This window comes from Leifsonia lichenia, assembly GCF_054780215.1.
The window spans coordinates 884,652-906,316 of record NZ_BAAGWT010000001.1; the positions used below are offsets into that span (position 1 = coordinate 884,652).

A 21,665-nucleotide genomic window follows, 5' to 3' on the forward strand; every position below is an offset into this window, starting at 1 on the left:
CGCGCGCTGCAGTGCTGGTGGTCACAGGTGGCCGGAGAGCTTCAGAGCTGACCGGTCTGCTCGCGCCAGGCGCGTTCCTTCTGGATCCACACGTTGTCCTGCGGGAACTCGTCGATCGACGGCACCCTGCGGATCTCGATGATGCTGCCGGACGTCATCGGTGCGCGCTTGGACCACTCGACGGCCTCCTGCGCCGACGCGACGTCGAGGATGTAGTAGCCGTTGAACAGTTCGCGGGTCTCCCCGTACGGGCCGTCGGTGACCACGGGGGTCTCACCCGTGAAGTCGACGACGACACCCTCGCTCGGGTCGGCGAGCCCCTCGGCGGCGAGCAGGACGCCCGCCCGGATGAGCTCGTCGTTGAACTGCCCCATCGCGTTGAGGACCTCCTCGAAGTCGACGTTCGCGAAGGCGGCCGCTGCCGCTTCGGTCGGTCGCAGGATGAGCATGTACTTGGGCATTGTCTTCTCCTTGGTTCGAGGTCGCTTCTCGACCTTTTCATCCAGAGGTCGAACGGCGCGACCCCCGATCGACAGGTTGTGGAAAAAATCTTGGGATGCTGCGCTGGGGAGGGACGCGGTCGGCCGCGGGATGCTCGCGGCTGGCGCCCTGCTCGCGCTCTGCTTGCGCCCTGCTCGCGCTCGGTCGCGCTCAGTCGCGCTCAGTCGCGCGGCCACGCCCGGACGAAGCGCGCGAACAGCTCGGCGAAGGTCTTCGCCTCCTCGGGCGTGAACGCCCCGAGCGCCTGCTCGACAGCGGAACGCCGGTGGTTGCGCACCTCGGAGATCTGCTTGCGCCCTGCCGCGGTCAACTGGATGAGGGTGCGTCGCGCATCCGCTGGATCGGTCACCCTGCTCACCAGGCCGCGATCGACCGCCTCCTGCACCAGCCTGCTCGCCCGCGGCTGATCGACGCCGATGGCCGGCGCGAGGGTGCTGATGGAGAACGTGGTGCCGTCGCGCTCCGCCGCGTCCAGGACGTCGAGCATCCGGAACCGGGCGGCTCGGCCGAGGGAGCCGTCTGGTCGTCCCCGGCGTCCGGGAGCGGGGCGGCCGGAGTCGCCGAAGCCAGGGAAGCCGGTGGGGTAGCCCGGGCCGGGGCGGTCCGGGCCGGGGTAGTCGCTGCCGGGGTGGCCGTCGCCGGGGTCTGCTCCTGCTGGGCTCTCGCCGGGGACGCGTCCTCGGGAGGTGTCCTCGGCTTCACCGTCGTGCGCGTCGAAGCCGTGTCGGCCGCCGCGACCCGCCCATCCCTGGCGGCCGTGCGGACCCTGGCCGAAGCCCTCCTGCCAGGGGGAGCGGCCCGGCATCCCGTGCGACGGCGGCCCTCCGTGCATCCTGCGACGCGATTGATCGTGGCGGACGGCCATCAGCGACTGCTCGACGAGCGCCACGATGTCCGGATCCTGCGAATCGGATTCGGGGACTTGACCATCCATTTCCATGTATGTAATCATACAACTGCTTGTAACAGTACATGCAATAGGAAAGGGTTCCTGATGAACACCACTACGAATACACACACGACACCTCCCGGCTACTGGTTCAGGGTGATCGAGCACGAACTCCGCCACCGGATGCGCGACGAGCTCTCCGGCTTCGACCTCCGCCGCGGAAGCTGGCGGGTCCTCAACACGATCGCCGACGGCGCGACCAGCGTCGACGAGGTCGCGGATGCGCTGCCGCCGCGGCGGGGCGGGCGCGGGCGCGGCGACTTCGGGCGCGACGACTTCGGGCGCGGCGACTTCGGTCGCGGCGACTTCGGGCGCGGCGACTTCGGGCGCGGCGACTTCGGTCGCGGCCACGTCGGGCGCGGCCACGTCGGGCGCGACGACTTCGGTCGCGGCCACGTCGGGCGCGGCGACTTCTGTCGCGGCGACTTCGGGCGCGGCGGCTACGGGCGCTTCGGCGACCACCCGCGGTTCGCTTCCGAGGAGGAGCGCGCAGCGTTCTGGGAGCAGCGACAGCAGAAGTTTGAGGAGATGCGCGAGCGTCGCGGCTTCGGCTCGGGCGAGGGGCACGACTTCACCCGCGGCGAGCGTGACGGCTTCGGCCCCGGCGACCGCCGCCGCACCGAGGACTTCGAGCGCGCCGACGCGACCTGCCACGGTCACGTGCACCCCCACGGCCACGCGCACCCCCACGATGAGGAGCACGGACGCGACGAGCTCGGACGCGACGAGCACGGACACAGCGAGCACGGACACGACGAGCACGGACGCGACGAGCACGGACACCACGAGCACGGACACCACGGTCACCCGCACCACCACGACACCGAGCACGGACGTGACACCCACGGCCACGCGCACCACCACGACACCGAGCACGCTCGCGGCGCCCGCGGCCACCACGGCCCGCGCGACGCCTACCGCCGTCACCTATCCCGCGCATCCCGCGCATCCCGCGCATCCCGCGTCGAGGCGACCATCGCCGACTTCGTGGAGCGCGGCTGGGTCACCCTGTCGGGCGAGCGCAACGAGGTCGTCGAGCTGACCGACGCAGGACGCGCGGCGCACGAGTCGGCCCGCGAACGCATCCACGGTCTTCGCGCGTCGATGACTGCCGGCATCAGCGAGGACGACTACGCCACCACCGTCGCCACCCTTGAGGCGATGGCGCGCAACCTGGGCTGGCAGGACAGGTCCGCTGGTGCGGACGACCCAGATGCGGCGTCCGCAGCAGCGGGTGGCTCCAGCCCGGACGACAACACCGCCCCCGGAGACGACACCGCGCCGACGGAAAGCTAGCCGCACAGGGCTCGGTCGCCCCCGGGCGACCCGCCCGCCTGGCAGCGCGACGCTGCTGGCCGAGCCCAGCCGCCACGTCGCCGTCTTGCTGCGCCGCACTCCTCCCCGCTAAACTCACCGGGAACGTTCCCGGAATGGCCCGGGAGGGAAGCAGGCGGCAGTGAACGATCCGGTGCTCATCATGGGGCTGGCCTTGCGGGTGCTGACCGCGATCGGTCTGGGAGCCGCGATCGGGCTCGAACGACAGTGGCGGCTGCGGACCGCGGGGATCCGGACGAACGCGCTCGTCGCCGCCGGGTCGTCGCTGTTCGTGATCGTCGGCTCGGTCGGACTCGACGGGCCGACCGCCGACCCCACCAGGGTCGCCGCACAGGTGGTGTCCGGGATCGGGTTCCTCGGGGCGGGAGTCATCCTGCGCGATGGCTTGAACATCCGGGGCCTCACCACGGCCGCGACACTCTGGTGCGCGGCCGCCGTCGGATCGCTCGCTGGCGCAGGCAGCCTCTGGATGGCCCTCATCGGCACCGCCGCCATCGTCGCGACCAACACCTTACTGAGGCCGATCAGCACGCTCGTCAACAAGCGCACCCGGCGCTTCGCCGAGCACGCCGACGATCCGGACGAGGCGGAGGAGAGCAACGATTTCGCCCTCGAGGTCGAGACGACGGAGAAGAGCGAGAACCGGGTGAGGGCGCTCCTCATCCAAGCCGTCTCGCGACCCGATCTCGTGTTGCGCTCCGTCGACACCAAGCCGGGTCCGCACTCGCACGTCACCGTGCTCGCCCGCGTGACCTCGATGAAACCCGGCGTGCCCGGCACCCTCGAACGCGCGGTCCAGCGCATCAGCCTCGACCCCAAAGTCGTCGCATCCCGCTGGTGGCCCACCGAGCCGGACGACTGACGCGCCCACGCACTCGAGCCCAGGGTTTTTCACCTTAAGACGCGCACTTACGGTGAAAAACCCTGGGCTCGATTGCTAGGGAGCGGGGGCGGGGGCGGGCGGAGCCGTGGTGCGGCCGGGGACGAAGGCGCCGGGGATGGTCAGGTGGTTGTCGGCGGGGACGCCGTCTTCGATGGCCGCGATCATCAGGTCGACGGAGACGCGGCCGATGTCCTCGATCGGCTGGCGGAACGTGGTGAGACCGAGCAGCGGGGTCGCCAACGGGCCGATGCCGTCGAAGCCGGTCACCGACAGGCGCTCCGGCACCGCGACGCCCGCGCGCTCGCACTGCTCCATGATCGCGACCTGGGTGCGGTCGTTGGGGCACATCACCGCGGTGAGGCCGTCGACCCTTAGCAGCGACGGCAGGATGTGCGCAGCATCGGCGTTCGTGCGCACCTCCCGCACGGTCACGCTGACGCCGGCTGCTGTCAGCCTGTCGATCATGGCGACCCCGCGCAAGTGCTGGCTGTACGAGTAGTCACCGTCCACCAGGATGACCGCGACCGACCGATGCCCAAGCCCGATCAGGTGGTCGGCGAGCTGATTGCCTCCATCCACGTCGTCCACGCAGACGCTCGACAGCACCGGCTCCGTCTCCCGTCGACCAGCGGCGACGACGGGAAGCCTGTCCACGAACGGGAGCACCTGATCGGACGGGAACCTGGCCGAGCAGACCAGCAACCCATCGACCTGCAACGACACAAGCGACCGAAGCGCCGACAGCGCGTTGTCGAGCGTGAGGTCGCCGGGATTGGTCGCCGTGACCACCGAGTACCCGCGCTCGGTTGCGCGCGTCTGCATCGCGACATGGAGGAAGCCTGCGAACGGGTCTGTGACATCGTGCAGCACGACCCCGAGCGTCCTGGTCCGCTCGGAGACAAGGCCGCGCGCCATGGCGTTGGCGACATAGCCGAGCGAGTCGGCGGCGTCGAGCACGCGCCGCCTGGCGTCCTCACTGACCTCGCCCTGACCGAGCAGCGCGCGGGACACAGCCGACTTCGAGACGCCGGCGAGGCGTGCGACGTCGATGATCGTCGGCGCCTTCGCACGCTCCTGAGTCACGGCGGCTCCCCTTCGCTCTGTCGTCCGAATGGACGGTATCAGAGCAGGGCGGCCTCCGCGCGCGTCGGCGCGGGCTGCGTCATCCCGTCGCGGACGGCAACGGCGAGGTCGGGATGGTCGGCGAAGACCGCATCCACCCCGCTGCCGAGCACGAGTTCGAACTCGCCCCGCCAGTCGCCCAGGTCGGCCTCGCTCGCGCCGCGCCGGAAACGGGCGGACAGAAACGCGTTCTCCGGGCGAAGGGTCCAGCAATACGTCTGGAGGCCGAGAGCGCCGGCGCGCACGGGCAGTTCGCTCGCCGACGGCTCGCCATCCGGCCCGGCGGTCAGGATGCGCGAGAGGTCGACACTCACGCCGTCCACCCCCACCCCGGCCTCCTCCGCAGCCAGCGCGAGCAACCCGGCGTCGGAGACATCGTCGTCGTAGCTGCGCGCCGCGGCACCGTCACGCGCGACCCTGTCGGCAGGCGCACCGTGCGACTCGATCAGGTAGATCCAGTCGGCTCGCACCCCTCGGCGGGCGAGCTTTCCCAAGACGGTCTTCTCGAAGCTCTCGACCACCAGAGTGGATGCGTCCGCCCACCCGGCCGCCGACACTTCCGCCGCGAACAGCTCGTCGAGCGGCAGCCCGATGCTCTCGAAATAGGTGGCGTGCTTGATCTCCGCGACGATGCCGAGCGGCCGCCCACTGCGGGTGGCCTCATCGTCGGTGAGCGCGAAGAGGTCACGCATCCGGAGGATGGGGAACGCGCCGTCGAAGGAGGCGCTGAGCGGACGCAGGGCGCCGAGCCGCTCGACGGCGCGGAGGGTGGCGAGCTGCTCCCAGGTGAAGTCTTCGGTGAACCATCCTGTGAGCGGCACGCCGTCGATCTCCTTCGTCGTGCGGAGGTGCGCGAACTCCGGCCGCGAGGCGACGTCGGTCGTGGTCGAAATCTCGGCGTCGTGACGGATCACCAGGACGCCGTCGCGGGTGGCGACGATGTCCGGCTCGACGGCGTCGGCGCCGAGCGCGAAGGCGAGCCGGTAGGCGGAAGCCGTGTGTTCCGGCCGGTAGCCGCTCGCTCCGCGGTGGCCGATGATCGCAGGGCGGGTCGCCGCCCGCGCGGGTCTGCCAGGCGCTCGCGCGGCAGTGCGCTCGTCATCGGAATTGTCCACGGTCGCTCCTTGATCGTCACCGGGAACGTTCCCGAATCGTCTCTCAGATTATCACCACCCCCGACCAGACTTCACCCCCCATTCACCTTCGGCTCGCTTGCGCGCCATCTGGGGCTCTGATACTTTCCATGCACACCGGGAACGTTCCCGCGACGATGCGGGCAGGAGAAGAAATGACATCAACCATCGCAACGGCCACCGGCCCAGAGCCGGCAGCGAGTCACCGTCGTGACCGCCGCCGCGACGGCCAGCACCCCCACGGTGACGGAGTCCGGCGCACGCGACGCACCCGCCGCACCCGTCTCCGCACGGGCATCGGCCCCTGGTTCGTGGTCCCCGCGGCCGTACTCCTCGCGATCTTCATCTACCGACCCCTGATCAACGGGCTCCAGCTCAGCTTCTTCGGCACCGACCTGTTCGGCAACGCCTCCCGTTTCGTCGGCCTCGACAACTACATCACGCTGCTCGGTCAGCCGTCATTCCAGCGGGTGGTCGGAACCTCCCTGCTGATCGCGTTCCTGTCCATGGCGATGTCGGTGGGCGTCGCGCTGCTCGCCGTGATCCTGCTCCGGAAGTGGATTCCGGGCGGCGGCCTCTTCCGGGTGATCTTCTCCCTGCCGTTCGCCTACTCCGCCGCCTCCGCATCCGCCATCTTCTCCGGACTCCTCGCACCATCGGTCGGCGTCGTGAACCAGTTGCTCGCACACCTCGGGATCGACGCCGTTCCGTGGCTGGAACAGCCAGGCTGGGCGATCTTCTCCATCTCGCTCACAACGGCGTGGTACGAGCTCGGCTTCGCCTTCCTGGTGCTCGCCGCGTCCATCCGGACCATCCCGCCCGAGGTGATGGAGGCGGCCGAGCTCGACGGAGCAGGAGGACTCCGGTTCACCTGGTCCATCCTCATCCCGCTGCTGAGCCCCAGCCTGTTCTTCCTGCTCGTCACCCAGACCATCTCCGGCCTGCAAACGTTCACCCAGGTGCGCATCCTCACCAGCGGCGGGCCGTCGTCCAGCACGACGACGCTCGTCTACCAGCTCTACATGTACGCGTTCGGTCAGGGCACGCCCGACTACGGCCGCGCATCCGTCGTCGCCATCGTGCTGGTGCTCATCGTCGCGCTCGTCACCTGGCTTCAGTTCCGCTTCATCAACAGGAGGGTCACGGTATGAGCTCCGCCACCACCATCAGACGCCGATCCAGGATGCGCGCCATGCGCCCGAGCGACATCGCGCGCATCCTGGTGCTCGTCGTCCTCGTGCTGCTGATCGGGTTCCCGGTCTACATGACCTTCGTGAGCGGCTTCTTCCGCTCCGGCGCGTTCGTGCGGAACGGGCTGTTCCCGCCGCTCAGCGACTTCACCCTCGACAACTTCACGGCGGCGCTCACGGCCATTCCGCTGGGGCAGCAATACCTCACGAGCATGATCGTGGTCGTCCTGCAGACGTTCGCTCAGCTCGTCACCTCGGCGCTGGCCGCGTACGCGCTCGTCTTCCCGAGCTGGCGCGGCAGGGGCATCGCTTTCGCTCTCATCATCGCGACCCTGGCGGTGCCTGGCGAGAGCCTGGTGGTACCGAACTATCAGCTCGTCAGCGACCTGGGGCTTCGGGACACCATCTTCGGCATCGTGATCCCCTATCTCGCCATCGGCTACCCGATCTTCCTCCTGCGGCAGGCGTTCGCATCCCTGCCACGCGAGATCTGGGAGGCGAGCAGGCTGGACGGCTGCGGCGACTTCCGCACGCTGCTGTTCGTCGTGTTGCCCGCCTGCCGCAGCCAGGTCACCACGGCGATCATGTGGAGCGCTCTGTTCGCCTGGAACGGCTTCTTCTGGCCCCTGCTCATCACCGACTCCCCCGCCAACCGCACCGTGCAGGTCGGTCTCTCCCAGCTCGTGTCCTCGGAGTCCACCGCCCCTGCCGCGGTCTTCGCGGGGACCGCCCTCGTGCTCATCCCGACGGTCATCCTCGTCATCGTCAGCCAACGGTTCCTGCTCTCCGGCATGTCCCGCGGCGTTCTCAAATGACCCCCGAACCACCCACCCCCTATCCGCACCGAACGAAAGAAACCCTATGAAGAAGACCATCGCCCTCGGAGCTGCAGCGCTCGTTCTGCTCTCCATCGCCGGATGCAGTTCCACCGGTTCCTCCGCGCCGGCCACCTCCGCTGCGGCCGATGCCCCCGGCCCGTCCGCCCTCAGCGCGGCGAAGGGCGTCACCGACATCACGTTCTGGCACGGCCTCGGCGGCATCAACGCCCAGGCGTTGCAGTCACTCGTCGACGAATTCAACACCGAGAACGCCGGGAAGATCCACGTCGACACCAGCGCGCAGGGAAGCTACCCCGACCTGCTCGCGAAGTACACCGCATCCCTGCGCGACAAGTCGACGCCGACGGTCACGCTCAGCAACGACATCTCCTCCGGCTTCCTCAACGACGTGAAGCGCAGCGTCTCTCCCGAGGCGATGGCGGCCGCCAACCCGAAGGATCTCGACCTCGGTCAGCTCTCCCCCGCCGGCAAGCGGTACTACAGCGTCAGCGGCAAGCTGGTCGCCGTGCCGATGAACATGTCCACGCCTCTGCTCTTCGTCAACACCGGCCTGCTGAAGCAGGCGGGCGTCGACACGGCATCGCTCAACACTCTGAAGGGCCTGTCGGAGGCGGCGACGAAGATCCACACCGCGACGGGGGTCGCCGGGATCGCCGAAGCGTTCGACGACTGGTGGTTCGAACAGCTCTCCGCCACGAGCGGCAACCTGTTCTGCACCCCAGGCAACGGCCGGGACGGCAAAGGCGCAGACAAGGTGAGCCTCAGCCAGCCCAGCCAGGTCGCCGCGTTCAGCACGATGGCCGACCTCTACAAAGCGGGAGTGGGCCTCAACGTCGGCACGGACAACAACAACGCCGTCACCGCGTTCGCCGCCGGCAAGACCGCCATGATGTTCAACTCGTCCGCGGTCGCCGCGTCGGTCGCCCAGAGCACGTCGTTCGATTACGAGGCGCTGCCGTTCCCCCTGTCGGCGCCCACCTCGAAGGCCGGAACGGTCGTCGGCGGCTCCGCCATGTGGCTCAGCAACACCGCGACGCCCGCCCAGCAGGTGGCCGGCTGGAAGCTGATCTCGTTCCTCGCCTCGGCGAAGTCGCAGGCCACGTTCAGCGAGGCGACCGGCTACGTCCCCGCCAACACGGCCCTCGAGAACTCGTCGGCCCGCAAGGACTACCTCGCCAGCCATCCCGTGGCCCAGGTCGCGATCGACCAGGTGAAGCACGTCACCGACGTCCCGGCCTCGCACGGCTGCTTCACGGGCGCGTTCAGCGCGATCCGCGCCGCCGTCATCCCCGAGATGCAGGCCGCGTTCTCCGGCTCGAAGACGATGAAGCAGGCCGTCGCCGACGCCACGACCGCGTCGAACCAGGCCATCGCCGACTACAAGCAGCAGCTCGGCGCGCAATAGCCGCCACGACCTGCAGCCTGACGCGCCCCGGTTCACCAGGACCGGGGCGTGTCTGCGTCTCGAGCCGGGAGCGCTGCCACCACCTCCGCCCGGCTACCGCCCCTCCAGGTGCTCCTTCAGCACCCGAAGGGTCCGCCGGTTCTCCGACCCGATCGCGGAGGCGGCGAGACGCCCGACAGCGCGGATGAGGCCCCTCGCCTCCACCGCTCCGGTGCGAACCACGCGCGTGCCGCCGTCGATCGGGGTCAGCTCGTAGCGGATGGTGAGCGACAGCGCACTGCCGCCGGAACGTTTCGGGGCCGCCGTCTGCTGGAAGACGAGGAGGCGCACCGGCTCGTACTCGACGACGGTGCCGTGAGCCGTTCCGATCAGGCTGGCGTCCGTGTACCGGGTCCCCTTCCGGACCGTCGCGCCCGACGCGGACGTGCGGGTGCGCGGAAGCCAGCCCGGATACCCGTCGAGATCGGCGAGCGCTGCGAACACCAGGTCGGGGCTCGCGGCGATGTCGACCGTCACGATGGTCTCACTTGGCTTCGGCACGCTACGAATATAGGGGGGATCCCGACCACCGCCGCGCGTGTCTGGCCGCGGTGGCGTTCGGGTTCCGCCGATCGGCGAGAATGGACACATGACCGCATCCCGCGAAGAGGTCGTCCTGCTCGCCGACGACGGCACCCCGATCGGTGTCGCCGACAAGGCGACGGTCCACACCACGGACACACCGCTTCATCTCGCCTTCTCGTGCCACCTGTTCGACGGCGACGGGCGCATCCTGGTCACCCGCCGCGCGCTGAGCAAGCTGACCTGGCCTGGCGTGTGGACGAACTCGTTCTGCGGGCATCCCGCGCCAGGCGAAGGCTTCGAGGACGCCATCCGCCGCCGCGCCGGCGAGGAGCTGGGCGCCGCCATCGAGAACGTCGCCGTGGTGCTCCCCGACTTCCGCTACCGGGCAGTGGATGCGGGCGGCATCGTCGAGTACGAGGTCTGCCCCGTCTACACGGCCACGATCAGCGGCGAGCTCGCCCCGGAGCCGAGCGAGGTCGCCGAGTGGCGCTGGGTGGACCCGCGCACCCTGCTCGGCGCGGTGGAGGCGACACCCTGGGCGTTCAGCCCGTGGCTCACCCTGCAGCTCCCTGCACTGTATGCGGACACCAGCATCGAGGCGTCTGACCAGCTCTGAGCATCCTGGGCCATCACCACAAAGAGTGAAATGCCCTCATTATTTCCACCTGTGTAATTGACTGTGGATAACTACCGCGGCCGTATGCCGTGCCGGGAAACCGGGAGGGGCGATTCACCCCCAGCGGGACGCCCTCTCAGCGCGGACTCGTGGTCTCTGCGCTGACGGTGTCGAGGAAGTCGACCGTCGACTGGAGCGCTGAACGTGCCTTCGCGAAGTCGAGGTGGAACTGGTACTCGTGCGGGAGGGCGGGCGACTCGTCCTCCGCATAGAAGAGGCTCGTCACATCCACCCCCAGCCCGTCGAGCTTCTTCGCCAGCGGCTTCGACTGGCTGTTCGTGAGCGGGTCGCCGTTGCCTCCGGAGATCCAGGTGGCCGGGAAGTCCGAGGTGACGTATTCGATGATGGACATGTCCCTGCCCGCCGCGGTCTGCGACCAGCCCTTCGCGCCCAGGTACGACCAGAGCGCCACCCGGAACCCCCAGCCGCCGATGCCCGGCGCGTTCGGGATGCCGCGCACGTCGTAGATGCCGCAGTTGAGGATGACAGCCCTGAGCTGGTCCGCGGTGAGCTTCGGGGCGATGCGGACGCGCTCCGCGTACGCGGGGTTGGTCACCATGGTGGCGAGCTGCGAGGCGTACTGCGAGCCTGCCGAGTCGCCGGCGAGCACGATGCTGCCCGCGTCGATGCCGTACTCGGCGGCGTGCTCGACGAGGAAGCCGAGGGCATCGTTGAGCTGGGTCAGCGCCGTCGGGTACGTGGTCTCAGGCGAGATCGTGTAGTTGAGGCCGACGGCGGCGTAGCCGTGCGAAGCGAGGAGCCGCAGATACGCGTCGACGTCGGACTTGTCGCCGGAGATCCAGGCTCCGCCGTGGATCCACACCACGGTGGTGAGCGGGGTGGATGCGCCTGCCGGCGTGAACACGTCGAGGGTGGTGTCTGACCCGGCGTCGCCGTAGGAGATGTCGCGTCGCGCATCCACTCCGCTGCGCGGAGCGTACGGTTCCATTTCGGCGACAGTCTGCGCCGCCCCGCGCTCGAACAGTGCGCGGATGAGAAGAGCGGACGGCCACGGGTTGACGAACGCCACGACGGCGAGGGTCGCCAGCGCGAGGCCGACCGCGATGGACAGGACGGATGCGACACTGTCGTACCAGCGTTTGCGCGTTCGCTGCCCCACTGCTGTCAGCCGTTGCGGGTGGCGTCGATGTGCTGTTCGAGCCACCAGGTCTTTCCTTCGTCGTCTGACACCCAGCCGTCCCACGAGAAGGAGTCGTCTGTGATGGCGCTGAAGTTCCACCGGATGGGGCGGCCGTCGGTCTGCGTGCCGTCCTGCCGGATGCCGTCGCGGTGGTGGGCGCTCGCGACCAGCGTGCAGAAGTCGCCCGCGACGGCGCCGAACCAGCTCACCCGCCACAGCCCGAGCACCGCGTCGTAGACCCGGATCGTGGTGCCCTTCGCTTCGGTCATCGTCGGGTCGGCTGCGCTCGGGGCGACCAGAACATCCTGAACGGCGCGGCCGCCCAGCGTGTATGCGAACAGCCAGTCGGTGGTGAACTCGGACCACGCGCCGGACTCCTCGTCGAGGAACCGGCACTCCGCCCGCCAGCTACCGACGAGCTGCCCGAACAACTGCATCCGTTGCGGCCGGACGGGCGTCGGACCCGACGCCACGAGTGCCCGCGCGAATGCTGCGTCTGTCGACTCACTCATGGTTCTGCCCTCCAGGAGGAATGGGACGGACGAGATCAGCCCGCGGAGCGACCCGCCTCTGTCGTCGACACGTCGGTGCGGTGGAAGTTGAGGTACGACCGCGACGCCGTCGGGCCGCGCTGGCCCTGGTACCGCGAGCTGTACTCGCTCGACCCGTACGGCTTCTCAGCCGGGGAGGTGAGCCGGAAGAAGCACATCTGGCCGATCTTCATGCCCGGCCACAGCTTGATCGGCAGGGTGGCGACGTTGCTCAGTTCGAGCGTGACGTGACCGGAGAAGCCGGGGTCGATGAACCCGGCCGTGGAGTGCGTGAGCAGGCCGAGCCGCCCGAGCGAGCTCTTGCCCTCGAGGCGCGCCGCGACGTCGTCCGGCAGCGAGACCAGCTCGAAGGTGGAGCCGAGCACGAACTCGCCGGGGTGCAGGATGAACGGCTGGTCCGCATCCACTTCGACCAGCCTGGTGAGCTCAGGCTGATCCTCGGCGGGATCGATGAAGGGGTACTTGTGGTTGTCGAACAGGCGGAAGAACCTGTCGAGCCGCACGTCGACGCTCGACGGCTGGACCATGGCCCCGTCGAACGGTTCGAGGGCGATGCGTCCGGAGCCGAGCTCGGCCTTGATGTCGCGGTCTGAGAGAAGCACGGGATCAGCCTATCGGGGGCGGCGCTGATCGAGCAGGATCGGAGAAGCGATGCTGCGCGACGCCGACTTAGATTGTGTGCAGACCAGAAAAGGGAGGGCATCATGGCCACCACGACGTTCAGCAAAGAGGAGAAGGCCGCCATCAAGGCGGCCGTCGCCGAGAAGAAGGCCGCACAGGAGGGCGCGGACGCCGCCGCGGCGTGCGAGGCCGCCATCGCCGCCATGAAGGGCGCCGACAAGGAACTCGCAGAGGCGTTCCACGCGCTCGTCGCCGAGAACACGTCGCTCGCCGCGAAGACCTGGTACGGGATGCCCGCATACGCCGACGCGGACGGCAAGACGGTCGTGGCGTTCAAGCCGGGTTCCAAGTTCAAGATCCGCTACGCGACGATCGAGTTCCAGCAGGCGGCGAAGCTCGACGACGGGCAGCTCTGGCCGGTCGGTCTGGCGCTGACGGGGATGGGGGATGCGGAGAAGGCGCGGATCGCGGGACTGCTGCGCACCGCCGTCGGGCGCTGAACCCCGGCGACTGTCAGGGAACCGTTAGCGTCGCAGCCGTCTCCGTGAGGACATCGCAAGGATCGGCCTGAGCGCGCCGGAACCGGCGCACGCTGAAGGCGTGAACGAGTTCCTGAGGCGAATCACTGAGGGCCGCGCCCTCTGGGGAACGATCGACGTGTCCCCGCTGAGCCGTGGCGTCTGGCAGCGCGTGCGACTGACCGTGTACCCACCCGGCATCAGCCGCGGAGAGCGGCGTCTGCTGCACGCCTTCCACGCCTGGCCGATCGTCGGCGCCATCGGATGCCTGTTCGCGCTCATCCCGCTGAGCGACGCGGGTCCCGTCCTGGCCCTGGCGACGGTACTGACGGTGTACCTCGCGGGATTCCTCGTGCTGGCAGCGCTCAGTCACGACCTGCGCATCCGGTGCCATGTCGTCACCGCCGCCTCAGAGTATGTCGGCGGGAGCCTCCGCGAGTTCGGCGACGTCCAGCTCCTCCTCGCCGCCGGACGTCGGCTGGTCGACCTGGAGACACAGCGGCGGGGCGGTCATATCGACGCCGTCGCATACGAGGCCGAGTGGGCGGCGGTGTACGACACCCTTCCCGCGTCGGCCGAGCGCGCCGCGGTTTGGCCAAAAACCACAGACCGGGTACGCTGAGGATCCAACTCGGATTCCAGATATTCACTGGGATCCTGGGTCGTGCGAGTGTAGTTCAATGGTAGAACTTCAGCTTCCCAAGCTGATAGCGCGGGTTCGATTCCCGTCACTCGCTCTCTAACACGCTCCACCCTCCGCAACGCACCGTAACGATCGATTGCCAGCGTCGCGAGCCGCTGATATCACCGTCGGATGACGATCGAACAGTGGTGGGTCTGCGCTCCGGTCCTCACCGACCGCGTAGCTTTGCGAAACAGTTCTCGCGCCGACGGCCCCGAAGCGAGCAACATATGGCAATGCCCGAGTTCAGCACAGACCAGGTTCACGCCGGAGAGTCGCACGACGCCGCGCACGGAGCCAGAGTCACCCCGATCTACCTGACCGCAGGGTTCGAGTTCGACAGCTTCGCGCAGGCGGAGGACCGGTTCGGCGGCGACGAGCCCGGCTACACGTACAGCAGGTCGGGCAACCCGACCACCGCGTCGCTCGAACGACGGATCGCCGCCCTCGAAGGCGGCAGGGAGGCGGTCGCGGTGGGGAGCGGCCAGGCCGCGCTCACAGTCGCCGTGCTCGGCCTCGTGCAGGCGGGAGACCACATCCTGTCGGCGCAGAGCGTCTACTCGGGCACGCGAGGGCTGTTCGTGACCGGGCTGCGCAGGCTCGGCATCCAGATCGAGTTCGTCGACGACCCGACAGACGCTGCCGAGTGGCGGCGGCGCATCCGGCCGAACACCCGGGTGCTGTTCGGCGAGTCGATCGCCAACCCCTCCAACGACATCCTCGACGTCGCCCTCGTGGCCGGCATCGCGCACGAGCACGGCATCCCGCTGATCGTCGACAACACGCTGGCCACCCCGTACCTCCTCCGGCCGGGCGACCACGGCGCCGACATCGTTGTGCACTCGGCGAGCAAGTTCCTCGGCGGCCACGGCTCCGCACTCGGCGGTGTGCTCGTCGACGTCGGCTCGTTCGGCTGGGCTTCGTCGCCGTTCCAGCACCTGACCGCGCCCGACGAGTGGCTGCACGGCGCCAGCTACGTGGATGCGCATGGCGCCGGCGCGTACATCGCCTTCGCCCGGTCGGTGATCGCCTCCCTGTTCGGGCCGGTCCTCTCGCCCGTCAACGCGTTCCTCATCCAGCAGGGCGTGGAGACGCTGTCGTTGCGGGTGCGGCGTCAGTCGGAGACCGCGCTCGCGGTCGCTCGCTGGCTGGAGGCGCAGGAGGACGTCACGAACGTCGACTACGCGGGCCTGGAGACGCACCGTTCGCACGCGCTCGCCACGCGCTACCTTCCGCGCGGCTCCGGCGCCATCCTGGGCTTCTCGCTCGCGGGCGGGGAGACCGCCGCCGCGCGCTTCTACGACGCCGTGCACCTGTTCAGCAGGATGACCCACATCGGCGACGTCCGCTCACTCATCCTGCATCCGGCGTCCACGACCCACGCTCACCTGGACGGGGACGTCCGCGAGACGACGGGGATCGGCGACGGCCTGCTGCGCCTCTCGATCGGGCTCGAAGACGCCGACGACCTGGTCGCCGACCTGGCGCGCGGGTTCGCCGCCGTCAGCGAGACCGCGACCAGCGCCGCACCCGCACCCGCCGCACCCGCCGCGCCACCCACCCCCACCCTCGCCGTCGCCGCGGCCGGCAACTGAGGAGCACGCTCATGGCCAGACTTCAGCACTTCGGCTGGTTCTTCGCCCGCGGCTTCGGCCCGCAGGGCTGGGGGCACCCGTACTACGAGTGGGACTACCGCTGGACCAAGCCGGACATCTACCAGCAGTCGGCGCGGGAACTCGAACAGGCGGGGCTCGACCTGGTCATCATCGAGGACGCGCTCTCCATCGGCTTCCCCGAGACGATCGACCTGCGCGTGCGGGAGGCGTACGGCGGCCCTAAGCACGACCCGCTCATCCTCTCCCCCTACCTGCTGGATGCGACCCGTCACCTCGGCGTCGCGCCCACCATCAACGCGGGGGCGTACCCGCCGTACGTCGCCGCCCGCCAGTTCGCCAGCCTGCACCACCTGAGCGATCACCGCCTCGGGATCAACGTGGTCACCGACGTCGGCAGCGCCCGCCATCTCGGGCTGCCCCCGCTCCCCCACGACGCCGCCTACGACAGGGCCGAGGAGTGGCTGACCGTCATCCGCCGGCTCTGGCACAGCTGGGACGACGGCGCGCTGATCGAGGACGCCACCACGCGCCGCTACGCGGACGGCTCCAAGATCCGGGCGTTCGAGCACAGCGGAGAGTACTTCGACGTCACCGGCCCGCTCAATGCCGTCCCGTTCGAGCACGGCGACCCGGCCATCGTGTCCCCCGGCGGCTCCCCGCGCGGGATCGCGTTCGCTGGCGCGCACTCCGACGTGCAGCTGGCGCTCGCCCCACTCGACGCGCAGAGCGTCCGCGACTACCGCGAGAAGGTCAGGGCCGCCGCCGTCGCGGCCGGTCGAGACCCGGACGCGATCAAGGTCCTCTTCGTCTTCAAACCGGAGATCGTGTCGAGCGAGGAGGAGGCCGACCGGGTCGTCGCCGCGTCCAAGCATCCGAGCGACGAAGAGCTGTACCGGGTGCTGCTCGGCCAGTCGAGCGACCTGGAGACCGACCTCAACTCGCTGTCGCTGGACGAGCCGTTCGACGCTTCGATCTTCGGCGACCACGTCTCGCAAGGCAGCATCAAAGGGCTGTTCGGCAAGCAGGGGATCCGGGATGGGGTCACGCTGCGCGACCTCATCGCGCCGAAGACCGTCAAGGGCAAGATCGCCGACCGCGAGGGCTTCGTCGGCACCGCCGAGCAGATCGCGGACTTCATCGAGGAGCTCGGCGATGACGCGGACAACGACGGCCTGATCTTCTCCGGCGACCTGCACCCGGTGACGCTGCACCGCAACCTGGACGAGCTGGTGCCGATCCTCCGCCGTCGCGGCGTCCTCCGCCGCGAGTACGGCGACGGCGGCATCCACGCGAACCTCTCGGACTTCTGATCGGCCTTCCGATCCGCGCGACGCGTGGGGGTGCGGGCGCCGGGCTGCTCGCGGCCCTGGCCGCCGCGCTGTCGTTCAGCACCAGCGGGATCCTGCTCAAACCCCTGATGGATGCGGGATGGTCGCCCGCGGCGGCGGTGACCGTCCGCGTCACCATCGGCGGGGTCGTGCTCCTGCCCGCGGCGCTGGTCGCTCTGCGCGGCGACCTCATGCAGCTGCTTCGCCGGTGGCGTCTCGTGCTGGCGTACGGCCTGGTCGCGGTCGCGGGAACGCAGGTGCTGTACTTCGCCGCCATCCAGCGACTACCGATCGCCGTCGCCCTGCTCATCCAGTACTCGGCTCCGGTGCTGATCGTGCTGCTCGGCTGGATCACGGGCAGGGCGCCCGTCCGCGGCACCGTCGTCGCCGGGGCGGCACTGAGCGTGGCCGGTCTCGTGCTCGTGGTCGGCCTCGACGGAATCGGGATCGGCGCAGGCTCCGCGCTCGACGGCGGCGGCATCGCACTCGCCCTCGCCGCGGCCGCCTGCCTCGCCGGGTACTACCTCCTGTCCGCCATCCCGACCCCCGGGCTCCCCCCGATCGCGCTGGTGAGCGCCGGGCTCCTCGTCGGCGCGGCCGCCACGCTCGCGGTTGGCGTCACCGGCCTGCTCCCGTTCACCGTCTCGGACGCACCAGCGATCATCGGCGGAGCGACCATCCCCTGGTGGCTGCCGATGACCGTCGTCGCCCTCGTCGCCACGGCGGCCGCCTACTCGCTCAGCATCGCGGGTTCGCGCCTGCTCGGTTCCCGCCTCGCCTCGTTCGCCGGGCTCACCGAGGTGGTGTTCGCCGTCGTGCTCGCCTGGCTCCTGCTCGGCGAGCAACCGGATGCGCGCCAGCTCGCCGGCGGGGCGTGCATCCTCGCCGGCGTCGCGCTGGTCAGGCTCGAACGGCGCGGGAGGGACGCGCGAGCCCCAGGCGGTCGCGAAGCGTCCCCCGTTCGTAACGCTCAGGGGTGAGCCCGCGGCGCTGGAGCTCCGGCGTCACCAGGTCGACGAACCGATCGAGGCTGAGCGGCAGCGTGAGGGACTGGACGATGAAGCCGTCCGCTGCCCGCGCATCCACTTGCTCCTCGATGGCGTCTGCCACGTCCTGCGCCGTGCCGACGACGATGCCGTCGCGGAACGTCTGGGCGTAGACCTCGCGCGGCGTGCGCGGCCCGCCCTCCGTGCGCAGCGCCTCCGCCCGGCGGTTGGGCGACCGCGACTCGTTCGGGGTGTCGACCTGCGGGGCGAAGTCGATCGGCTCGTCCGCGGAGCGGCCGGTGAGGTCCTGTCCGATCGAGTGCGAGACGTCTTCCACGATCAGCGCATCCGGCGTGGATGCGAGCAGCTCGCCCGCGAGGTCCTCCGCCTCCGAGCGGGTGCGGCCGACCACCGGCTGCAGCGTCGGCAGGATGTGGAACGCATCCGGATCGCGCCCGGCGTCCGCCACCTGATCCTTCAGCCCGCGATAGAACGCCTGCGCTTCGGCGAGCGGCCGGTACCCGGCGAAGACGGCGTCGGCCGTGCGCGCGGCGAGCAGTTGACCGGCCGCCGACCCTCCCGCCTGGAACTGCACAGGATGACCCTGCGGCGGCCGTGCGATGTTGAGCGGTCCCCGCACGGTGAAGAACTCGCCGCGATGGTCGGCGGTGTGCAGCCGGGAGCGGTCCGCGAAGATCCCGCTCTCCTTGTCGGCGGGGAACGCGTCGTCGTCCCAGCTGTCCCAGAGCTGTTCGACCGTGCGCACGAACTCTTCGCCGCGCTCGTAGCGGCGGGAGTGGTCGAGGTGACTGTCGCCGCCGAAGTTGCGCGCCTCCTCGTCGTACCGCGAGGTCACCAGGTTCCAGGCCGCCCGTCCACCGCTGAGGTGGTCGAGCGAGGCGAGCGAGCGGGCGACGTGGTACGGCTCGTTGTAGGTGGTCGAGACAGTGGCGGCGAGCCCGATGTGCTCGGTGTGCACCGCGAGCGCCGACAGCAGGGTCAGCGGTTCGAGGCGGACCTGCCCGTAGTGGTCGATCCCCGAGGGGTGCCTGTCCCAGAAGTACAGCCCGTCTGCCAGGAAGATCGTGTCGAACACCCCGCGCTCGGCGGTCTGGGCGAAGTGCTTGTAGTGGCCGATCGTCAGGTGACGCTCCGGCCGGGCGCTCTCGTGCCGCCATCCCGTGACGTGGGCGCCGCCCGGGTGGAACGCGAAAGCGCCCAGGTGGATGCGCCGGGTCATGCTGCGTACCTGCTCTCCGGTCGGGCGAGCCCCAGGTGCTCGCGGAGCGTGTCTCCGGTGTACTCGGCCGGGTAGACGCCGCGGTCGGTGAGGCGGGGGACGATCTCGTCGACGAAGTCGGTGAGCGTGTCCGGCAGCGTCGGGAACATCAGGATGAATCCGTCCGCGGCCCGCTCGGTGTACGCGGTCGCCAGCGATGCGGCGAGCGAGTCCGGCGTACCGATCACGAAGCGACGCCTGAGCACCGTGCGGTACAGCTCGCGCAGCGTGTAGTCCCGCTCCTTCAGGAGGGCGAGGATGGACAAGTAGAGCGACTTGGACTGGTTGAACCCGGCCAGGTCGGCGTCGAACTCGAACCGCTCGTCGAGGTCGCGACCGCCGAGGTCCTCCCCCAGCCAGTGCGAGAGCAGGTCGAGCGCGAGGCGTTCGGGGGTGAGCTCCTCGATGTGCCGCAGCTTCTCCTCGGCCTCTGCCAAGGTGCGGCCGATGACCGGCTGCAGCGCGGGAAGCACCCGCACGGCCTCCGGGTCGCGTCCGGCCCTCCTCGCTCGGAGCTTGTAGTCGCGGTAGAGCCGCCGCCCGGCGCCCAGATCCTCCGAGCCCAACGTGAAGACCGCATCCGCCGTGCGACCGGCGAGCGCGCGGCCGGCCTCGGATGCGCCCGCCTGGAACAGCGGAGGGTGCCCCTGCGGCGGTCGCGGGATGTTGAGCGGCCCTCTGACCGAGAGGAACTCGCCCTCGTGGTCGAGGACGTGCAGCTTGTCCCTGTCCGCGAAGTATCCGCTCGCCTTGTCGTGGAGGAACGCGTCGTCGTCCCAACTGTCCCAGAGGCCGTTGACCACGTCCACGAACTCCTCGCCCCTGCGGTAGCGCACCGCGTGGTCGAGGTTGCTGTCGCGGCCGAAGTTCCTCGCGTCCTCGTCGCTGGCGCTGGTCACCAGGTTCCAGGAGGCGCGGCCATCGCTGAGGTAGTCGAGCGACGCGAGCTTGCGGGCCACGTGATACGGCTCGTTGTACGTGGTGGAGATGGTGGCGGCCAGGCCGATCTTCGTCGTGAGCTGCGAGAGCGCGGAGAGCAGGGTGAGCGGTTCCGGTCGCACGTTGACGCCGTGGTCGACACCGGAGTCGTAGCGGTCCCAGACATACAGCTCGTCCGCGAGGAAGACCGTCGCGAATCTGCCCGCCTCCGCCGTCTGCGCGAACTCGGCGTAGTAGTCGAGGTCGAGGTACCGGGTCGGCTCGGCCGCGGGAGACCGCCATCCCGTGATGTGCTCGCCTCCCGGGTAGAACAGCCCGGCCCCGAGGATGAGCGGGTGACGATCGGCGCTCACAGCGCGGCTCCGGCGAGCGCGGGCGCGGGCGCGGCTCCGGCGAGCGCGGGCGACGTCCAGCCGAGCGCCGGCGCGATCTCCCGGGTGATCTGCTCCAGCGCGTCGTGCCGCTGGGCGTAGCTCGCGTAGACCAGTTCGAGCTGCACCTGCAGGAGGGTGGTCGACCGGAACGCGGGCTGCGCGGCGATCGACTCGACGATGTCGTCCGTCGTCCCGTAGTGCAGACCGATCGACGACGCCTTCTCCGCCAGCGTGGATGCGGGTGGGAGGAAGTCCTTGCCCCACGCCCACTTGTGCTCGATCCCCGCTTCCGCGGCGCGCAGCGCTTCCTCTCTCGTGCGTCCGGGAAGGATCAGGGTCGAGAGCCCGAGCCGCGGAGCGACACCGTCCGGCAGGCCCGAGAGGTAGGCCTCAGCCGTCGCCTCGGCCGGGACGGTCTGCGTCGTCCCGACCAGCACGCCGTATCCGCGTTCGCCTGCCGCTCGCGCACTCTCCGCTGTCAGCGTCGCCTCCCAGATCCGCTCGCCGAGCGTGGGAGCGGTCGGGGCGAGGGTGTGCCCGTCCGCCGTGACGGGCTCGCCGCGCAGGGCGGACAGCAGCGTGTCGAGCGAGCGCAGGAACGCCGCCCTCCGCTCCGCCCTGTCCTCCGGCAGGTCGCGTCCGAGGGCCTCGGTCACCGCCGGAGCGCCGAAGCCATTCGCCACGCCGAGCTCCAGGCGCCCTCCGCTGATCGCGTCGAGCACCGCGGCATCCTCCGCCACGCGCAGCGGGTTCTCCAGCGGGAGCGTGACCGCCGCCGTACCGAGCCGCAGCCGTTCCGTCCTGGATGCGAGAGCGGCCAGGAAGACGAACGGCGACGGCAGACCACCGGAACGCGAACTTCCCGAGCTGCGGAAATGGAACTGCCGCACCCAGGCGTAGTCGAAGCCCGCCTCCTCGGCGTGCTCGTACAGCCGGAGGAACTCGAGATACGACTCCGCCTCGCTCGACTCCTCCGCGAAGTGGGCGAACAGCCCGAGTTGAATGGGAACGTCAACGATGCGTTCGGTCACCG

At 69.7% G+C, this 21,665-nt stretch carries 22 protein-coding genes and 1 tRNA gene; 12 read left to right on the forward strand and 11 right to left on the reverse strand.

Annotated features, from left to right (window positions below; translation table 11 throughout):
* Positions 1-41: 41 nt before the first annotated feature.
* Together ACYVGI_RS04175 and ACYVGI_RS04180 are read right to left on the reverse strand one after the other, a co-directional pair.
* Positions 42-461, reverse strand: a complete 420-nt coding sequence (locus ACYVGI_RS04175) for a YciI family protein (RefSeq protein ID WP_460631390.1) — start codon at positions 459-461, stop codon at positions 42-44.
* Between the two features lie 200 nt (positions 462-661).
* A complete protein-coding gene (locus tag ACYVGI_RS04180) occupies positions 662-1,435 on the reverse strand; it encodes a MarR family winged helix-turn-helix transcriptional regulator (RefSeq protein ID WP_460631391.1) in 774 nt (257 codons plus the stop codon).
* A gap of 60 nt (positions 1,436-1,495) precedes the next feature.
* On the opposite strand from ACYVGI_RS04180, the gene ACYVGI_RS04185 reads away from it, so the two are divergent.
* Complete coding sequence (locus ACYVGI_RS04185) at positions 1,496-2,746, forward strand: hypothetical protein (protein ID WP_460631392.1); 1,251 nt, start codon at positions 1,496-1,498, stop codon at positions 2,744-2,746.
* Between the two features lie 160 nt (positions 2,747-2,906).
* On the forward strand, positions 2,907-3,647 hold the full coding sequence (locus tag ACYVGI_RS04190) for an MgtC/SapB family protein (RefSeq protein ID WP_460631393.1): 741 nt from the start codon (positions 2,907-2,909) through the stop codon (positions 3,645-3,647).
* 75 nt (positions 3,648-3,722) lie between these two features.
* Here ACYVGI_RS04190 and ACYVGI_RS04195 read toward each other — a convergent pair whose 3' ends face one another.
* Positions 3,723-4,751, reverse strand: coding sequence for a LacI family DNA-binding transcriptional regulator (locus ACYVGI_RS04195; protein ID WP_460631394.1), 1,029 nt, complete (start codon positions 4,749-4,751; stop codon positions 3,723-3,725).
* A 38-nt stretch (positions 4,752-4,789) separates the two neighbouring features.
* Entirely contained in the window at positions 4,790-5,905 is a 1,116-nt protein-coding gene (locus ACYVGI_RS04200) for a glycerophosphodiester phosphodiesterase family protein (RefSeq protein WP_460631395.1), read from the reverse strand.
* A 173-nt stretch (positions 5,906-6,078) separates the two neighbouring features.
* On the opposite strand from ACYVGI_RS04200, the gene ACYVGI_RS04205 reads away from it, so the two are divergent.
* From ACYVGI_RS04205 to ACYVGI_RS04215, 3 genes are read left to right on the forward strand one after another with little or no spacing between them, the layout of a single operon-like run.
* Positions 6,079-7,074, forward strand: a complete 996-nt coding sequence (locus ACYVGI_RS04205; protein ID WP_460631396.1) for a carbohydrate ABC transporter permease — start codon at positions 6,079-6,081, stop codon at positions 7,072-7,074.
* Positions 7,071-7,928, forward strand: a complete 858-nt coding sequence (locus ACYVGI_RS04210) for a carbohydrate ABC transporter permease (protein ID WP_460631397.1) — start codon at positions 7,071-7,073, stop codon at positions 7,926-7,928. Before ACYVGI_RS04205 ends, ACYVGI_RS04210 begins: the two co-directional genes overlap by 4 nt.
* Positions 7,929-7,974: 46 nt before the next feature.
* The gene (locus tag ACYVGI_RS04215) at positions 7,975-9,357 is read left to right on the forward strand and encodes an extracellular solute-binding protein (RefSeq protein ID WP_460631398.1); all 1,383 of its coding nucleotides are present in this window, start codon (positions 7,975-7,977) and stop codon (positions 9,355-9,357) included.
* 93 nt (positions 9,358-9,450) lie between these two features.
* On the opposite strand, the gene ACYVGI_RS04220 is transcribed toward ACYVGI_RS04215, so the two are convergent.
* Complete coding sequence (locus ACYVGI_RS04220) at positions 9,451-9,897, reverse strand: SRPBCC family protein (RefSeq protein WP_460631399.1); 447 nt, start codon at positions 9,895-9,897, stop codon at positions 9,451-9,453.
* A gap of 88 nt (positions 9,898-9,985) precedes the next feature.
* Between ACYVGI_RS04220 and idi the strand changes: the two genes are divergently transcribed.
* Entirely contained in the window at positions 9,986-10,537 is a 552-nt protein-coding gene (idi, locus tag ACYVGI_RS04225; protein ID WP_460631400.1) for an isopentenyl-diphosphate Delta-isomerase, read from the forward strand.
* A gap of 136 nt (positions 10,538-10,673) precedes the next feature.
* Here idi and ACYVGI_RS04230 read toward each other — a convergent pair whose 3' ends face one another.
* The 3 genes from ACYVGI_RS04230 to dcd are packed head-to-tail and all read right to left on the reverse strand — an operon-like array spanning position 10,674 to position 12,891.
* Positions 10,674-11,762: an alpha/beta hydrolase gene (locus tag ACYVGI_RS04230; protein ID WP_460631401.1), complete on the reverse strand. Its 1,089-nt coding sequence runs from the start codon at positions 11,760-11,762 to the stop codon at positions 10,674-10,676.
* Complete coding sequence (locus tag ACYVGI_RS04235) at positions 11,723-12,250, reverse strand: hypothetical protein (RefSeq protein WP_460631402.1); 528 nt, start codon at positions 12,248-12,250, stop codon at positions 11,723-11,725. The genes ACYVGI_RS04230 and ACYVGI_RS04235 overlap by 40 nt, the downstream gene beginning before the upstream one ends.
* A gap of 35 nt (positions 12,251-12,285) precedes the next feature.
* Positions 12,286-12,891 carry a dCTP deaminase gene (dcd, locus tag ACYVGI_RS04240; RefSeq protein WP_460631403.1) on the reverse strand — a complete coding sequence of 202 codons (606 nt, stop codon included), beginning with the start codon at positions 12,889-12,891 and terminating at the stop codon, positions 12,286-12,288.
* Positions 12,892-12,993: 102 nt separating this feature from the next.
* Here dcd and ACYVGI_RS04245 point away from each other — a divergent pair, with 102 nt between their 5' ends.
* The 6 genes from ACYVGI_RS04245 (at position 12,994) to ACYVGI_RS04270 (ending at position 18,034) form a co-directional block, all read left to right on the forward strand.
* Positions 12,994-13,410, forward strand: coding sequence for a hypothetical protein (locus tag ACYVGI_RS04245; RefSeq protein WP_460631404.1), 417 nt, complete (start codon positions 12,994-12,996; stop codon positions 13,408-13,410).
* Between the two features lie 100 nt (positions 13,411-13,510).
* Positions 13,511-14,050, forward strand: a complete 540-nt coding sequence (locus ACYVGI_RS04250) for a DUF6611 family protein (RefSeq protein WP_460631405.1) — start codon at positions 13,511-13,513, stop codon at positions 14,048-14,050.
* Between the two features lie 44 nt (positions 14,051-14,094).
* Positions 14,095-14,165 (forward strand) — tRNA-Gly (locus ACYVGI_RS04255).
* 181 nt (positions 14,166-14,346) lie between these two features.
* Positions 14,347-15,705 (forward strand): O-acetylhomoserine aminocarboxypropyltransferase/cysteine synthase family protein, encoded by a 1,359-nt coding sequence (locus tag ACYVGI_RS04260; protein WP_460631406.1) that lies wholly within the window; start codon positions 14,347-14,349, stop codon positions 15,703-15,705.
* A gap of 11 nt (positions 15,706-15,716) precedes the next feature.
* Positions 15,717-17,036 carry an NtaA/DmoA family FMN-dependent monooxygenase gene (locus tag ACYVGI_RS04265; protein WP_460631407.1) on the forward strand — a complete coding sequence of 440 codons (1,320 nt, stop codon included), beginning with the start codon at positions 15,717-15,719 and terminating at the stop codon, positions 17,034-17,036.
* A 44-nt stretch (positions 17,037-17,080) separates the two neighbouring features.
* Complete coding sequence (locus ACYVGI_RS04270) at positions 17,081-18,034, forward strand: EamA family transporter (RefSeq protein ID WP_460631487.1); 954 nt, start codon at positions 17,081-17,083, stop codon at positions 18,032-18,034.
* Here the strand turns inward: ACYVGI_RS04270 and ACYVGI_RS04275 are convergent.
* From ACYVGI_RS04275 to ACYVGI_RS04285, 3 genes are read right to left on the reverse strand one after another with little or no spacing between them, the layout of a single operon-like run.
* Entirely contained in the window at positions 17,955-19,280 is a 1,326-nt protein-coding gene (locus ACYVGI_RS04275; protein ID WP_460631408.1) for an NtaA/DmoA family FMN-dependent monooxygenase, read from the reverse strand. The genes ACYVGI_RS04270 and ACYVGI_RS04275 overlap by 80 nt on opposite strands.
* Positions 19,277-20,611, reverse strand: coding sequence for an LLM class flavin-dependent oxidoreductase (locus tag ACYVGI_RS04280; protein ID WP_460631409.1), 1,335 nt, complete (start codon positions 20,609-20,611; stop codon positions 19,277-19,279). Before ACYVGI_RS04280 ends, ACYVGI_RS04275 begins: the two co-directional genes overlap by 4 nt.
* The gene (locus tag ACYVGI_RS04285) at positions 20,608-21,663 is read right to left on the reverse strand and encodes an LLM class flavin-dependent oxidoreductase (protein ID WP_460631410.1); all 1,056 of its coding nucleotides are present in this window, start codon (positions 21,661-21,663) and stop codon (positions 20,608-20,610) included. The genes ACYVGI_RS04280 and ACYVGI_RS04285 overlap by 4 nt, the downstream gene beginning before the upstream one ends.
* Positions 21,664-21,665 lie beyond the last annotated feature (2 nt).